12 protein-coding genes are annotated in these 15,024 nt (G+C 64.6%); all 12 read right to left on the bottom strand.

Translation table 11 applies throughout. From position 1 onward, the window contains the following. Positions 1-26: 26 nt before the first annotated feature. Positions 27-3,536 carry a DNA polymerase III subunit alpha gene (gene dnaE / locus A9O65_RS10750; protein WP_064699639.1) on the bottom strand — a complete coding sequence of 1,170 codons (3,510 nt, stop codon included), beginning with the start codon at positions 3,534-3,536 and terminating at the stop codon, positions 27-29. A gap of 22 nt (positions 3,537-3,558) precedes the next feature. After that, positions 3,559-4,170 carry a ribonuclease HII gene (gene rnhB / locus A9O65_RS10745; RefSeq protein WP_064699640.1) on the bottom strand — a complete coding sequence of 204 codons (612 nt, stop codon included), beginning with the start codon at positions 4,168-4,170 and terminating at the stop codon, positions 3,559-3,561. Further along, entirely contained in the window at positions 4,167-5,369 is a 1,203-nt protein-coding gene (lpxB, locus tag A9O65_RS10740) for a lipid-A-disaccharide synthase (protein ID WP_064702115.1), read from the bottom strand. Before lpxB ends, rnhB begins: the two co-directional genes overlap by 4 nt. 13 nt (positions 5,370-5,382) lie before the next feature. After that, positions 5,383-6,150 carry an acyl-ACP--UDP-N-acetylglucosamine O-acyltransferase gene (gene lpxA / locus A9O65_RS10735; RefSeq protein WP_064699642.1) on the bottom strand — a complete coding sequence of 256 codons (768 nt, stop codon included), beginning with the start codon at positions 6,148-6,150 and terminating at the stop codon, positions 5,383-5,385. After that, positions 6,147-6,590: a 3-hydroxyacyl-ACP dehydratase FabZ gene (gene fabZ / locus A9O65_RS10730; protein WP_064699643.1), complete on the bottom strand. Its 444-nt coding sequence runs from the start codon at positions 6,588-6,590 to the stop codon at positions 6,147-6,149. The genes lpxA and fabZ overlap by 4 nt, the downstream gene beginning before the upstream one ends. A gap of 105 nt (positions 6,591-6,695) precedes the next feature. Next, entirely contained in the window at positions 6,696-7,733 is a 1,038-nt protein-coding gene (lpxD, locus tag A9O65_RS10725; RefSeq protein WP_064702114.1) for a UDP-3-O-(3-hydroxymyristoyl)glucosamine N-acyltransferase, read from the bottom strand. Between the two features lie 30 nt (positions 7,734-7,763). Next, positions 7,764-8,258, bottom strand: a complete 495-nt coding sequence (locus tag A9O65_RS10720) for an OmpH/Skp family outer membrane protein (RefSeq protein WP_064699645.1) — start codon at positions 8,256-8,258, stop codon at positions 7,764-7,766. A gap of 31 nt (positions 8,259-8,289) precedes the next feature. Continuing rightward, positions 8,290-10,632, bottom strand: a complete 2,343-nt coding sequence (gene bamA / locus A9O65_RS10715) for an outer membrane protein assembly factor BamA (protein WP_367888816.1) — start codon at positions 10,630-10,632, stop codon at positions 8,290-8,292. Positions 10,633-10,720: 88 nt separating this feature from the next. Continuing rightward, on the bottom strand, positions 10,721-12,079 hold the full coding sequence (gene rseP / locus A9O65_RS10710; protein WP_064702113.1) for a sigma E protease regulator RseP: 1,359 nt from the start codon (positions 12,077-12,079) through the stop codon (positions 10,721-10,723). A 130-nt stretch (positions 12,080-12,209) separates the two neighbouring features. Beyond that, complete coding sequence (gene ispC / locus A9O65_RS10705; RefSeq protein ID WP_064702112.1) at positions 12,210-13,400, bottom strand: 1-deoxy-D-xylulose-5-phosphate reductoisomerase; 1,191 nt, start codon at positions 13,398-13,400, stop codon at positions 12,210-12,212. Between the two features lie 2 nt (positions 13,401-13,402). Continuing rightward, the gene (locus A9O65_RS10700) at positions 13,403-14,203 is read right to left on the bottom strand and encodes a phosphatidate cytidylyltransferase (RefSeq protein WP_064699648.1); all 801 of its coding nucleotides are present in this window, start codon (positions 14,201-14,203) and stop codon (positions 13,403-13,405) included. Then, positions 14,196-14,963, bottom strand: coding sequence for a polyprenyl diphosphate synthase (gene uppS, locus A9O65_RS10695; RefSeq protein WP_244534431.1), 768 nt, complete (start codon positions 14,961-14,963; stop codon positions 14,196-14,198). The genes A9O65_RS10700 and uppS overlap by 8 nt, the downstream gene beginning before the upstream one ends. Between the last annotated feature and the right edge of the window lie 61 nt (positions 14,964-15,024).

Here is a 15,024-nt window from a genome sequence, read left to right as displayed (position 1 = left end):
ACACGGTACGCGGGCCCGCCACCTGATCATCGGTACTTGAGGCGCACGCCATCCTGCCCCTGCACCTCGCGCAAGGCGAGCAGCAGTTCGTCGCTGGGCTGGACTCGCCACTGCTCGGCCAGTTCCAGCCAGCCGGTGGCTTCGGCATTACGGTAGCGCAAGCGAACCGGCAACCCGCCATCATCGCAATATGGCGCGAGGCTGTCACGCAGGCTGTCGACCAGCCGGCCGTTGACCCCGGCCCCATCGAGCGACAGCTCCACCGCCTGGCCAAAGCGAGTCCGGGCATCGACCATCGGGGTGACGTCCTTGCCGCGCAGCCGCAGGCCACCGGAATAGTCATCGGTGGAGACCTCGCCCTCGATGATCAACACCTGGTCGGTATCGATGCGACCGCGCAGGGAATCGAACAGCTCACCGAACAGTGAGGCCTCGATGCGGCCGGTGCGGTCATCCAGGGTCACGAAGGCCATGGTATCGCCGCGCTTGGATTTCATGGTACGCACGTTCACCACCAGCCCGGCTACCCGCTGCGGCTCACGAGATGGCTTGAGATCGACAATCCGGGTCGAGACGAAGCGCGACAGTTCCTGCTCGTACTCGTCGATCGGATGTCCGGTGAGATAAAGCCCGAGGGTGTCCTTCTCGCCGGCCAGCCGCTCCTTGTCGGACCAGTCGCGAACGCGACGATAATCGGCATAGACGTCAGCCTCGTCGTCGCCCGGATCGTCGAAGAGGGCATCGCCGAACATGTCCATCATGCCGAGGTTCTGGTTGGCCTGATTCTGGGCGGCAGCCTTGAGGGCATCGTCCAGCGCCGCGGTGAGCACCGCCCGGCTGGGCCCCAGGTTGTCCAGCGCGCCCGCGCGGATCAATGCCTCGAGGGTCCGCTTGTTCATGCGCTGGGGGTCGACGCGACGGCAGAAGTCGAACAGGTCACGGAACTCGCCCTCCGACTCCCGCGCCTCGACGATGGCCCCGATGGGCCCTTCGCCCACACCACGGATCGCCCCCAGGCCATAGATCACCCGGCCATCGGCATCGACGGTGAACTTGAAGCCACCGACATTGACGTCCGGCGGTGTCACGGTAAGCCCAAGATGCCGACACTCCTCGATCAAGGGCACCACCTTGTCGAGGTTGTCCATCTCGGTGGAGAGAACCGCCGCCATGAAGGGGCCGGGATAATGCGCCTTCAGCCAGGCGGTCTGGTAGGACACCAGGGCGTAAGCGGCCGAGTGCGACTTGTTGAAGCCGTAGCCGGCGAATTTTTCCACCAGATCGAACAGGTTGCCGGCCAGGTCGCGATCGATGCCGTTGGCCTCGCAGCCCTCGAGGAAGCCGGTACGCTGCTTGGCCATCTCCTCGGGCTTCTTCTTGCCCATGGCTCGGCGCAGCAGGTCGGCCTGGCCCAGGCTGTAGCCGGCCATCACCTGGGCGATCTGCATCACCTGCTCCTGATACAGGATGATGCCGTAGGTCGGGCCGAGCACCGGCTTGAGCAGCTCATGCTGGTAGTCGGGGTGAGGATAGGCGACCTCGGCCCGGCCGTGCTTGCGGTTGATGAAGTCGTCGACCATGCCCGACTGCAGGGGACCCGGACGGAACAAGGCCACCAGGGCGATCATGTCTTCCAGCGAGTCGGGCAGCAGACGCTTGATCAGCTCCTTCATGCCGCGCGATTCCAGCTGAAAGACCGCCGTCGTCTCGGCCTTCTTGAGCATGTCGAAGGTCGCCACATCATCGAGCGGGATGGTGTCGATGTTCAGCGGTCCCTCGCCCTTGGCGGCCCGCACCTTGTCGACCATCTCCAGCGCCCAGTCGATGATGGTCAGGGTGCGCAACCCCAGAAAGTCGAACTTGACCAGGCCGGCGTCTTCGATGTCGTTCTTGTCGTACTGCACCCGCAGGCCGCTGCCATCCTCGTCGCACAGCAACGGCGAGAAGTCGGTCAGCTTGGTCGGCGCGATCACCACACCGCCGGCATGCTTGCCGGTACCTCGGGTGATCCCCTCGAGCTTGAGCGCCATGTCCCAGATTTCCTGGGCATCTTCGTCAGCCTCGAGAAATTCCTGAAGCTGGGGCTCGTCCTCGATCGCCTTGCCGAGTGTCATGCCCACCTCGAAGGGAATCAGCTTGGAAAGCTTGTCCCCCAGGGAATAAGGCTTGCCCTGCGCCCTGGCCACGTCGCGCACCACCGCCTTGGCGGCCATGGTGCCGAAGGTGACGATCTGCGAGACTGCATTGCGTCCGTATCGTTCGGCCACATACTCGATCACTCGATCACGCTTCTCCATGCAGAAGTCGACGTCGAAGTCGGGCATGGAGACACGTTCCGGGTTGAGGAAGCGCTCGAACAGCAGATCGTACTCGAGGGGGTCCAGATCGGTGATCTTCTGTGCATAGGCCACCAGCGAGCCGGCACCGGACCCCCGCCCGGGGCCGACCGGGACATCGTTGTCCTTGGCCCACTGGATGAAGTCCATCACGATCAGGAAGTAGCCGGGAAAGCCCATCTGCAAGATGATGTCGAGCTCGAAGTCGAGGCGCTCGCGATAACGCGCGTCGATCTCGGCATATTCCGCGCCATCCCGGGGATAGCGTTCGGCCGGATAGAGGAAGTCCAGGCGTTCGGTGAGGCCGTCGTGGGACACCTTGCGGAAGAATTCCTCCTGGGTCATGCCCTCGGGAATCCCGTACTCGGGCAGGAAGATCTCACCCAGGCGAACATCGACGTTGCAGCGCGCCGCGATCATCACGCTGTTCTCGAGCGCCTCGGGGATATCGGAGAACAGCTCGGCCATCTCCTCGGGGCTCTTGAGGTACTGCTCCTCGGTGTAATGACGCTCGCGCCTCGGATCATCCAGCGCCTTGCCTTCACCGATCGCCACCCGTGTCTCGTGGGCCCAGAAATCCTCGCGCTCGAGGAAGCGCACATCATTGGTGGCCACCACCGGCGTGCCCGTCTCGACGGCGAGATCCACCGAGAGGTGCACGCATTCTTCTTCCAGGGCGCGGCCGGTACGCGTCAGCTCCAGGTAATAGCGACCGGGAAAGGCCGCGTTCCACTCGTCGAGCAAGGCGCGTGCCTCGGCGTGGTGATCGGACAGCAGATGACGGCCGATGTCTCCCTCGCGGCCACCGGAAAGCGCGATCAACCCCTCGCTCTGGGCCATCACCCAGGAGCGATCGAGCAACGCCCGGCCCTGTCGCTGGCCTTCCACCCAGCCGCGCGAAATCAGCTCGGTGAGGTTGCGATAACCGGTCCCGTCCATCGCCAGCAGCGTCAGGCGATACGGGTGCTCATCGTCATGCGGATTGGTCAGCCACAGGTCGCTGCCGATGATCGGCTTGAGGCCGGCCCCCTGGGCGCCGGTGTAATACTTGACCAGGGCGAAGAGGTTGGCTTCGTCGGTCAGCGCCAATGCCGGGGTTCCCTGATCCACCGCCGCCTTGATCAACGGCTTGAGGCGTATCAGACCGTCGACCAGGGAAAACTCACTGTGAACGCGCAGATGGACGAAGGGTGTGGTCATGATGAACTCGGGGCTTGGTGGATCAGAACAGCGCCAGCTGACGTTTCACCGGCGCAAATGAACGCCGATGCTCGGGCAGTGGCCCCAGGCGCTCCAGGGCGGCCAGATGCTCGCGAGTCGGATAGCCCTTGTGACGAGCGAAACCATAATCGGGATATCGGGCATCCAGGGCCTGCATGCCGGCATCGCGAGCCACCTTGGCCAGGATCGAGGCGGCGGCAATCGCCGCGTGACGGGCATCGCCCTTGACCACCGCCTGTCCCGGCACATGATGCCCGGGCAGGCGATTACCGTCCACCAGCAGATACTCGGCAGCGGGACTCAGGGCATCGATGGCTCGCCGCATGGCCAGGTGCGTGGCGTGATAGATGTTCAGCGTGTCGATTTCCTCGGCCGTGGCCTCGGCAACCGACCAGGCCATTGCCCGTTCGCGAATCTCGGCATCGAGCGCCTCGCGTCGCCGGGCGGTCAGCTTCTTGGAATCGGTCAGTCCGGTGATGGCATCGGCGGGGTCGAGAATCACCGCCGCCGCTACCACGGACCCGACCAGGGGGCCTCGCCCCACCTCGTCGACACCGGCCAACCGCTCGCCGTGGTAATCGATGACCAGAGGTGGCAATGTCTTGGCATTCATGAACCGGTCTCCTCCCGCAGCGCCCCTTCCGGCGCCACCGAGGCCGGCAACGCCCGTCCTTCCACCAGTGCCTCGATGGCATCGCAGGCACGCCGGCTGGCACCCCGACGGAGCTCCGCGTGCATGGCGGCAAAGCGTTCCTCCAGAGCCGCACGTGCCTCGTCATCATCGAGAAACTCAGCCAGTCGGGCGGCAATGGCATCTGCACTGGCCGCGTCCTGAATCAATTCGGGGACCAGCGTCTCACGGGCGATCAGGTTAGGCAGCGAGATCCACTCGGTCTTGACCAGACGCTTGGCCAGAAAGTGCGTCATGGGGGCCATGCGATAGGCCACCAGCATGGCGCGGTGACACAGCATCGCCTCCAGGGCTGCGGTGCCCGAGGTCAGGAGCACCAGGTCGCTGGCGACCATGGCCTCCCGCGAGCGTCCCTCGACCAGGGTCACGCGACCGCTCAGGGCCTCGCGCTCGGCCAGCAGGGCTTCCAGCTCTTCCCGACGAGCCGCCGTGGCGGCGGGAATGACGACGTTCAGTTCCGGGCGTTCGGTGCATAGCCGCTCGGCAGCCTCCAGGAAGGTCGCCCCCAGGAAGCGTATTTCATTGGATCGCGACCCTGGCAACACCGCCAGCAGCGTGCCATGGGCCGGGAGACCCAGCGCTTCACGAGCCGCCGCCCTATCGTTGGTCAGCGGCAGCTCATCGGCCAGGGGATGCCCGACATAGGCCACCGGAACCCGGTGGCGCGCATAGAAGGCCGCCTCGAAAGGCAGGAAGGTCAACATGGCATCCACGGCGCGCGCGATGCCCTTGACCCGCCCTTGGCGCCAGGCCCATACAGAGGGGCTGACATAATGCGCCGTGGTCAGGCCGGCCTCGCGCAACTGGCGCTCCAGCCCTAGGTTGAAGTCGGGAGCATCGATGCCGATCATGATGTCGGGCTGCCAGTCGAGTGCGTCTCGCCGCAGGGTCCGGCGCACACCCACGAGCCTGGGCAGGTGCTTGAGCACCTCGACCAGCCCCATCACGGACAAAGTCTCCAGGGGGAAGCGACTGTCGACGCCCTCGGCGATCATGCGCGGCCCGCCGATGCCACGAAATTCCGCCTCGGGATGACGCGCCTTGAACTCACGTACCAGCCCGGCACCGAGGATGTCGCCGGAAAGCTCCCCGGCGACGACATAGATGCGTTGCATGCCCATGGCACCGCCTCGCTCAGCGAATGATGCCCCGTGACGACGCTTCGATGGAGGCCGCGAAGGTCTCGGTCTCCGGCAGGGAATAGCGCGAACGTATAGTGGTCAGCGCCTGTTCGACGGTCAGCCCCTGGCGGTAAACCAGGCGATAGGCATCGCCCAGCGCCTTGAGCGACTCGTTGCTGAACCCGCGGCGCCGCAGCCCCACCAGGTTGAGGCCGTGAACCTGGGCGGGATTGCCGTTGATCATCACGTAGGCCGGGGTGTCCTTGGTGATGATCGAGCCTCCGCCCGCCATGGCATGCTCGCCGAAATGACAGAACTGGTGCACGGCCGACAGACCACCGAGTATGGAGAAATTGCCCAGCGTCACATGACCGGCCAGGGTGACCTGGTTGGCCAGGATGCAGTCATCGCCGATCACGCAGTCATGCCCGACGTGGGCATAGGCCATGAACAGGTTACGCGAGCCGATGGTCGTCTCCCCCCGATCCTGGACAGTGCCGCGATGCAGGGTGACGCCTTCGCGCACCACGTTGTCATCGCCCATGACCAGGCGGGTCGGCTCGCCCGCATATTTCTTGTCCTGACAGTCCTCGCCGACCGAGGCGAACTGAAAGATGCGCGTACGTTCGCCGAGTACCGTGGGGCCCTTGAGCACGACATGAGGCCCGATACGGGAACCGGCGCCGATCTCGACATCCGGGCCGATCACCGAGAAGGGACCGACCTCGACGTCATCGGCCAGGCGAGCTCCGGGGTCGACGATGGCGGTGGGATGAATCAAGCGACCTTCCTCTCGGCACAGATGATCTCGGCCTCGCACGCCACATCGCCGTCCACGGTGGCCTTGCAGGCAAACTTCCAGATACCCCGCTTCTCGCGTTCCACCAGTGCCTCCAGGCGCAACTGGTCACCGGGCATCACCGGGCGCTTGAAGCGAACATTGTCACTTCCGACCAGATAATACACATAGCCATCGGCCGGCAGCTTGTTCACAGTCTTGAATCCGAGAATACCGCATGCCTGGGCCATCGCCTCGATCACCAGCACACCCGGCATGATCGGGTGATGCGGGAAATGGCCGTTAAAGAACGGCTCGTTGATGCTGACATTCTTGTAGGCAACGATGGATTCGCCAAGGGCAAGTTCCGTCACCCTGTCCACCAGCAGAAAGGGGTAGCGGTGGGGCAGATATTCACGAATTTCATTGATGTCCATTACCATCGTAGCGACCTCTGACATGACAGGTGGCCCGCCCCACGCGACGGGCATGACCATCGGCTCCAGGCCGACGGGAGGGCGGGGATTATACCGCCCCGCAACACGGCCTCAAGCGTCACGCCCGGCTTTTTCCAGGCGGCTCAAGCGTCGCGCGATATCGTCCAGTTGCTTGAAGCGCACGGCGTTGCGCCGCCACTGAGCGTTGTCCATCGCACCGGTACCCGAGGAATAGATCCCCGGCTCATGGATGGAATTGGTGACCAGGCTCATGCCGGTAACCTGTACGCCGTCACAGATCGTCAGGTGGCCCGACAGCCCGACGCCGCCCCCCAGCATGCAGTGACGTCCGACTCGCGTGGAGCCGGCGATGCCGACGCAACCGGCCAGGGCACTGTGCTCGCCGATCTGCACGTTGTGCGCGATCTGCACCTGACTATCAATCTTGACGTCGTCGCCGATCACGGTATCGCCGAGAGCACCTCGGTCGATACTCGAACAGCTGCCGATCTCGACATCATCGCCGAGCACCACACCGCCCAGTTGGGCGATCTTGTGCCATTCCCGGCCATCGTGAGCGAAGCCGAACCCATCACCTCCGATCACGCAGCCGCTGTGCAGTATGGCCCGTGCGCCGACGATCACTCCGTGATAGAGCGTGACATTGGCATGCAACCGGGAATGGGCGCCGACTCGAGTATCGGCGCCGATCACGCACCCTGGCCCGACGATCACCCCGTCACCGAGGCTCACGCCGGACTCGATGACCGCCTGGGGACCAATGCTCACCCCCTTGCCCAGTCGGGCGGTTTCGGCGACCACCGCCGTGGGATGCACGCCACCCGACTCGCGGTTGGCCAGCGGGTCGAACAGCCGTGACAGCTCGGCATAGCCGAGATAGGGATTGTCCAGCGTCAGGCTGGCCACCGGACAGGTTGCCGCATGGCTGGGATGAAGCAGTACGGCAGCGGCCCGAGTGTCCGCCAGATCCTTGAGATAGGCCCGATTGGCCAGGAAAGTGATGTGCTCCGGCCCGGCATCACGCAACGTTGCCAGGCCACTCACCCGCTGGGTACCGTCGCCTCGGAGCTCAGCTCCAAGGCGTGCGGCAATCTCGGTGAGTGTCAGGGAGTGGGCGTCTTGGTTCATGGAATTCCGGTTCTGGCAGGCTGGGCCCGGTCAGTTGAGCGAGTTGAGTAGCTCGGTTACCTCACCGGTGAGGTCGGGGAGGTCGCCCTCGGCATGCACCACCCCCTGCGGAGCCACCAGTACTTGGACATCGTGACGATCGATGACTTGTTGAATGGCCCGGTCGAGCTTGGGCTTGGCGCCCTCCATGAAGCGCTGTTCCGCCTCCTGGCGCGCCTGGAGGATTTCCTGGCGCAGTTGCTCGAAACGCTGCCCCTTGTCCCGAAATGCCTGTTGCTCTTCCGGGCTCGGTTGCCCGCCATCCTGGAACTTCTGCTGCATCGCCTGCAGGGATTGCCCCAGCGACTCGGCTTCCTGCTGCTTGGCATGAATGCCGTTGCGGAACTGATTCATCGCACGCTGGGCGGCATCGGTCTCGAGCAGCGCCTTTTGCCAATCGAGCATGGCCACATCGGCGGCCTGGACCTGCAGGGATCCGAAGATCCCCATCGCCCCGAGGCACAGAGCAGCAGTCAGCTTGCGCATGTCATCGACTCCTTGTGTCGTGCCTCGGGGATCAGAAGGTCTGACCCAGCGAGAACTGGAAGAACTGGGTATCGTCGCCGCTCTTGTCGTTGATCGGCTCGGCCAGGCTGAAGGTCAGCGGCCCCACTGGCGTCAACCAGGAGACACCGACACCGACACTGTAACGCAGCTCGCCAAGATCGACGCCGGAATCACACTGGGAGCTGTCTCCCTCCAGAACCGGGTAGCACTCGGTGAGGAAGGTGTTACCGGCATCCACGAAGACCGACGGCTGTACCGAACGCTTGTCATCGACGAAGGGCATGGGGAAGATGAGTTCGGCACTGCCCTCGACCAGCACGTTCCCGCCGAGCGTCTTGTCATCGCCCTGATTGCGCTCCGTGGTCGCCGTGCCCAGCGTATTGGTGGTGAAACCACGCACCGACCCCAGGCCACCGGCCAGATAGTTCTCGTAGAACGGATAAGGGTCGTCGCCTCCCAGAGTATCGGCGTAGCCGACCTCGCCACGGAACTTGAGCGACCAGGTCTGCTCCTCGTTGAGCGGGAAGAAGTGGCGCGCCTGGGCCCGTGCCTTGTAGTACTCGGCATCGCTGCCCGGCGCCGACGCCTCCAGCGACAGACGCTGATAGTTGCCCGCGGTGGGCATGATGCCCCGGTTGAGCTCGTTGCGTGTCCAACTCGCGGACAGCTTCAACGCCTGGGCATGATCGCCCTCATCCTGGACATAGCGTTCGATCTCGGAAGGCGTATCCCGGTAGGTCTTGACCGTGAGGTCCTCGACGGTCGCCCCGAAGTTGAGGCGGGTCAGCTCGTTGATCGGGTAGCCGAAGTTGATGCCGGCCCCCAGCGCATCCGTCGAGTAGGTCGAGATGTCGGAATCTTCATAATCGGTCTCGCGGTAGTACAGATTGTAACCGCGCGAGATGCCGTCGAGGGTCCAGTAGGGGTCGGTGAAGCCGAAGTTGACGTTGGTGTAGGTGTCACTCTTCTGCGCACCGATATTCACGCGATTACCGGTCCCCAGGAAGTTGTTCTGGGACAGCGAGGCACCGTAGATCACCCCGGCGCTCTGGGAGAAGCCGAGGCTTGCGGAGATCGAGCCGGAAGGCTGCTCCTCGACCTCGTAGGTGACATCCAACTGGTCATTGGCGCCCGGCACCGGCTCGGTCTGCACCTCGACCTGCTTGAAGAAGCCCAGACGCTCCAGACGCTGGCGGGACTGGCTGATCGACTCGGTGGAGGCCGGCGCCCCCTCCATCTGGATCATTTCCCGACGCAGCACCTCGTCCTGGGTGGTGGTGTTGCCGACGAACTCGATGCGTCGCACATAGGCACGACGTCCCGGCTCCACCTGGAAGGTCAGGTCCACCGTCTCACCGTCGTTGCTGACTTCGGGAATGCTGTCGACATTGGCGAAGGCGAAGCCTTCGGCCCCCAGCCGCGAGCGGATCGCCTCGGAAGAGGCAATGGCATCGCTGCGCGAGAAGACCTCGCCGCTCTGGATCTGAAGCAACTCCCGCGCCTCGTCCTCGGGGATGCGCAAGTCCCCGGCGAAGCGAACGTCGCCCACTCGGTACCGTTTGCCTTCATTGACGTTGATGGTGATGAAGATCCGCGACTTGTCCGGCGCCACGGAGACCTGGGTGGAATCGATGTCGAAGTTGACGTAGCCACGATCCATGTAGAAGGAACGCAGACGTTCCAGGTCCCCGGACAATGCCTCACGGGAATAGGAATCGTTGGTGAACCAGCCGAAGAACCAGCCGGGCTGATCCTCCAGCTCGAAGACATCGCGCAGCGTCTCGTCGTCGAAGGCTTCGTTGCCGACGATATTGATCTGGCGGATCTTGGTCACATCGCCCTCATCGATGTCGATGTTGACCTGCACCTGCCCCGCGCCGACCTGCTCGACCTCGGTATCGATGGTGGCGTTGTAGCGCCCCTGGGACTGATAGAGCCCGGCCAGCTCACGCTGGATCTCCTCGAGAGTGGAAAGCTGCAGGACCTGGCCTTCGACCAGCCCGGCCTGACTCAACCCATTCCGCAGGTCCTCGTCCTGGATCTGCTGGTTGCCCTCGATGTTGAGGCGGGAGATGGTCGGCCGCTCTTCCACCTGGATGATCAGCACATCGCCTTCGCGTGCCAGGTGAATGTCGTCGAAGAGCCCGGTCGCGAACAGGTCGCGCGCTGCCTCCGCCAGCTCGCGGTCATCGACCCGCTCCCGGGCGCTGACAGGAAAGGCATTGAACACCGAAGCGGCCGAGACCCGCTGCAGGCCTTCCACCCGGATGTCGGAAACTTCAAAGGATTCGGCCTGTGCCGTATTGGCACCGGCAAGCAGCAGCGCCGCCATTCCGATGGTCTTGATCTTCATGCAGTCATTCGCTCGCGTTGATCTGCCTACCTGTCCAGACAGGCACCTTATACATTTGTACGGGCAACTGACAAGCCGCAGCGCGGTTTTACCAGAGCCGCATCAGGTCGAAATACAGCGCCATCAGCATCAGGGTCCCGACCAGGGCCAATCCGATCCGCAGACCGAGGGCCTGTGCACGTTCGGAGACGGGCCGGCCACGTACCACCTCGACGATGTAGTAGAGCAGATGCCCACCATCCAGCACCGGAATGGGCAACAGGTTGAGTACTCCCAGGCTGATCGACAGATAGGCCAGGAAGCTGACGAAACTTTCCATCCCGGAACGCGCCGAGTCGCCAGCGATACGCGCGATGGTGATGGGACCGGAAAGATTGGAGGGAGAGATGAGTCCCACCAGCATCTTGCGGATGGCATCCAGGGTCAACAGCGTCATGTCGCCGGTGCGATTCGCCGCCTGCCCCAATGCCGCCAGAGGGCCGTAACGGATATCACGGCGATATTCCTCCGGCCAGGCGACCGGTGCCACGCCGGCGCCGATATAACCGACGCGCGTGCCATCCTCCTGCTCCCTGGCCCGCGGTGTCAGGGGTAATGTCAGCGTCTCGCCATCGCGCGCCACCTCGATGTCGAGGCGCTCCCCAGGGCGGGCCTGCACTTGCTCGACGAAGTGCGACCAGGAATCCACCGGTTGGCCGTCGAGCGACAGGATCTTGTCGCCGCTCGCCAGGCCGGCCTCAGCGGCCGGTTCGCCATCGGCAAGGCGATCGATCACCGCCGGCACCTCGGGACGCCAGGGCGCAATACCCAGCGTCTCCAGCGGACGGGGCGGGTCCTGGCGCACCAGCCAATCCTGCACGGGCAGGCGATGCTCGCGGGCGACACTGTCACCCTCATCCCGAGTGGCGACGGTCAAGTCGCCACTGGCGCCGATCACCGAGACCAGCTCGAGGTTGACCTCTTCCCAGGAGCGCACGGCCTCGCCTTCGATCGCTGTGATCTCCTGGCCGGTCGCAAGCCCGCCCTCGGCAGCCGGCGAGCCGGGCGTCACCTCGCCGATCACCGGAACCACGGTCGTGGTGCCAACGACGAACAGCGCCCAGTAGGCGACCAGCGCCAGCAGAAAATTGGCCAAGGGGCCGGCAGCCACGATGGCGATACGCTGCCAGACGTTCTTGTGATTGAACGCACGGTGCCGCTCCTCGGGTGGCACCGGCCCCTCGCGCTCGTCGAGCATCTTGACATAGCCGCCCAGGGGAATCGCCGCCACGGCGAATTCGGTCCCATGACGGTCGTAGCGCGACCACAACGGCTTGCCGAACCCGACCGAAAAACGCAGTACCTTGACGCCACAGCGGCGCGCGACCCAGAAGTGGCCGAATTCATGGAAAGTGATCAGCAGGCCGAGCACCACGATCACGGCCAGCACATTCTGGATCAGGCCCACGGCAGTCTCCTGTCAGCCTGGCAGCCCAGGCAATCATCCCGATCTCTCGGATTACCGACGGCGCCCTTCCGGCGCCGGAATCCACCGACATGACAAGGGCACGCACCGGTCAGGCGGTCAGACAGTGGCATCAACGGCATGCCAGCCACTCCCGCGCTTCACGTCGCGCCCGTTCATCAGCCTCGAGGATGCCACCGAGTTCACTGGCCGGCTCCACCGGGCAGATATCCCGAACTCGCGCCACCAGCTCGCCAATTCCGGCAAAGCCCAGTTGTCTATCGAGAAAGGCCTCGACGGCAACCTCATTGGCCGCATTGAGCACCGCCGGCGCCGTCCCGCCGGCAGCAATGGCCTCACGGGCCAGACGCAGGCAAGGAAACGCCGCTTCATCGGGCCGCTCGAAGTCGAGGCGCGCCACGTCGAACAGGTCCAGTGCCTGCACGCCGGACTCGATGCGCTCCGGCCAGGCCAGCCCGTGGGCGATCGGCGTCCGCATGTCGGGATTCCCCAACTGGGCGATCACCGAGCCGTCGTTGTAGGCGGCCATGGAGTGGATCACGCTCTGCGGGTGCACCACGACCTGCACCTGGTCCGGGCGCGCGTCGAACAACCAGCATGCCTCGATCAACTCGAGCCCCTTGTTCATCAGAGTGGCGCTGTCGACCGAGATCTTGCGTCCCATCGACCAGTTGGGATGGGCACAGGCCTGCTCGGGCGTCACGTCTGCCAGTCGCGCCGCACTCCAGCCGCGGAAAGGGCCACCGGAGGCCGTCAGCAGGAGTTGCGTGACGCCATGTTGCGCCAGCCCTCCGCGATGCTCGGTGGGTAGACACTGATAAATGGCATTGTGTTCGGAATCGATGGGCAACAAGGTGGCCCCGGAGCGGGCCACCGCTTCCATGAACAGCCCCCCCGACATCACCAAGGCTTCCTTGTTGGCCAGTAGGACCCGCTTGCCGGCCCGCACCGCCGCCAGGGTCGGCAGCAGGCCGGCGGCCCCGACAATGGCGGCCATCACCACATCGACCTCGCGCGCCTCGCTGATCTCGACCAGCGCCTCGGCACCGGCGCGCACCTCGGTATCCAGCCTTGCGTCGGCGAGCTGTTCACGCAACCAGGCGGCGTCCTCTTCCCGTTCCAGCACGGCCAGCCGTGGCCGGTGCGCCCTGCACTGCTCCAGGAGACGATGCCGGGCCCGGTTCGCCGACAGTGCATGAATCCGATAGCGGCTCGGGTGGCGGGCGATGACATCGAGGGTGCTGGTCCCGATGGAACCGGTAGCCCCCAGCACGGTGACGGCAAGCGGCGAGGCGTTGGACATGGTCAGGAGACTCCCAGGTGCAGCAGGGCAAACAAGGGCACGGCAGCGGTCAGGCTATCGATGCGATCCAGAACACCGCCATGGCCGGGCAACAGCTGACTGGAGTCCTTCAGGCCCTGATGGCGCTTGAGCATGCTTTCCAGCAGATCGCCCAGCACGGAAGCCAGGGTCACGATGATCGTCACGGCAAGCAGCCCCAGGCCGCCGACCGCTCCCAGGCCCTGCCAGATGGCGAATGCCACCGCCAGCAACGAGCTGACCAGCACGCCACCCGCCACGCCTTCCCAGGATTTACCGGGACTGACGCTCGGGGCCAGCTTACGCCGCCCCAACGCCCGCCCGACGAAATAGGCACCGATATCGGCGCCCCAGACCAGGAGCAGCACGAACAGCAGCCAGACCGCCCCGCTTTCGCGCAGCACATTGAAGCCCACCCAGGTCGGCAGGAGCACCCAGGCGCCCATCGCCAGCCGCACGCCAGTGGAACGCCACTGCGCCAGGCGTGCCGGATAGCCCGTCACCCAGTAGAGATTGAGCAGCCAACCCGCGGCACCGAGATACAGCGGCCAGACGGCATGGGTGGCGCCCACCAGGCCGAGCAACAGGAGGGCAACTCCCAGGCCGGCGATCGCCAGCCCACGGCAGCGCAGCGACGTCAGGCCGGCCAGCCGGGTCCACTCCCAACCGGCCAGCAGCACCACGAATGCCGTGAACAGCGCGAAGGCGATGCCCTCGAGGCCAAACAGACCCGCCAAGGTCAGCGGTGCCAGCCAGGCAGCGGTGATGACACGTTGTCTAAGCACCTTGCGCCTCGACCTGTTCATCGGTCATGCCGAAGCGCCGCTGCCGACCGGCGAAATCCGCCAGGGCCTCGTCGAAGGCTTCGCCCCCGAAGTCGGGCCACAGCACCGGTGTGAAATAGAGTTCGGCGTAGGCCATCTGCCACAGCAGAAAGTTGGAGATGCGACACTCGCCACTGGTGCGAATGCATAGATCCACCGGCGGAGCATCGCCGAGGCACAGCTCCGTTTCCATGGCCGACTCATCGATGTGACTCGGATCCAGCTCACCGGCACTGACACGTTCCCCGAGCCGCCGTGCGGCCCGCGTGACATCCCAGCGACCGCCGTAGTTGGCGGCGACCACCAGGTGCAGTCCGGTATTGTCGGCGGTCAAGGCCTCCGCCGCCTCGATATGCTTCTGGATCGTCGACGAGAATCCTTCGCGCTCCCCGATGACCGACAGGCGGATGTCATGCTCGTGAAGCTTCTTGACTTCACGCTTGAGCGCCATCAGGAACAGCTCCATCAAAGCCTGGACCTCGGTGGCCGGCCGCCGCCAGTTCTCGCTGGAGAAGGCAAAGAGCGTCAGGGTGCCCACGCCCCGCTCGGCGGCTCGGCGGATGACGGCGCGCACGGCCTCGACACCGGCATGATGGCCACGCACGCCGGACAGGCCATGCGCCTTGGCCCAGCGATTGTTGCCGTCCATGATGATGGCCACGTGACGTGGCAGGGGGGCGTCCCCGGAGAGCGGGAGATGAAGGGACTGCGGTGACGTCATGATGTCTCGCATGGCGAATGGAATACAAGCGTGCGGTGGCGGCGGCGCCCTTGCAAGGCAC

The sequence above is a fragment of the Halomonas caseinilytica genome (assembly GCF_001662305.1).
GTDB lineage: Bacteria > Pseudomonadota > Gammaproteobacteria > Pseudomonadales > Halomonadaceae > Halomonas > Halomonas caseinilytica.
The sequence above is the reverse complement of the archived record's forward strand: the minus strand, read 5'-3'. Positions and strand labels throughout refer to the sequence as shown.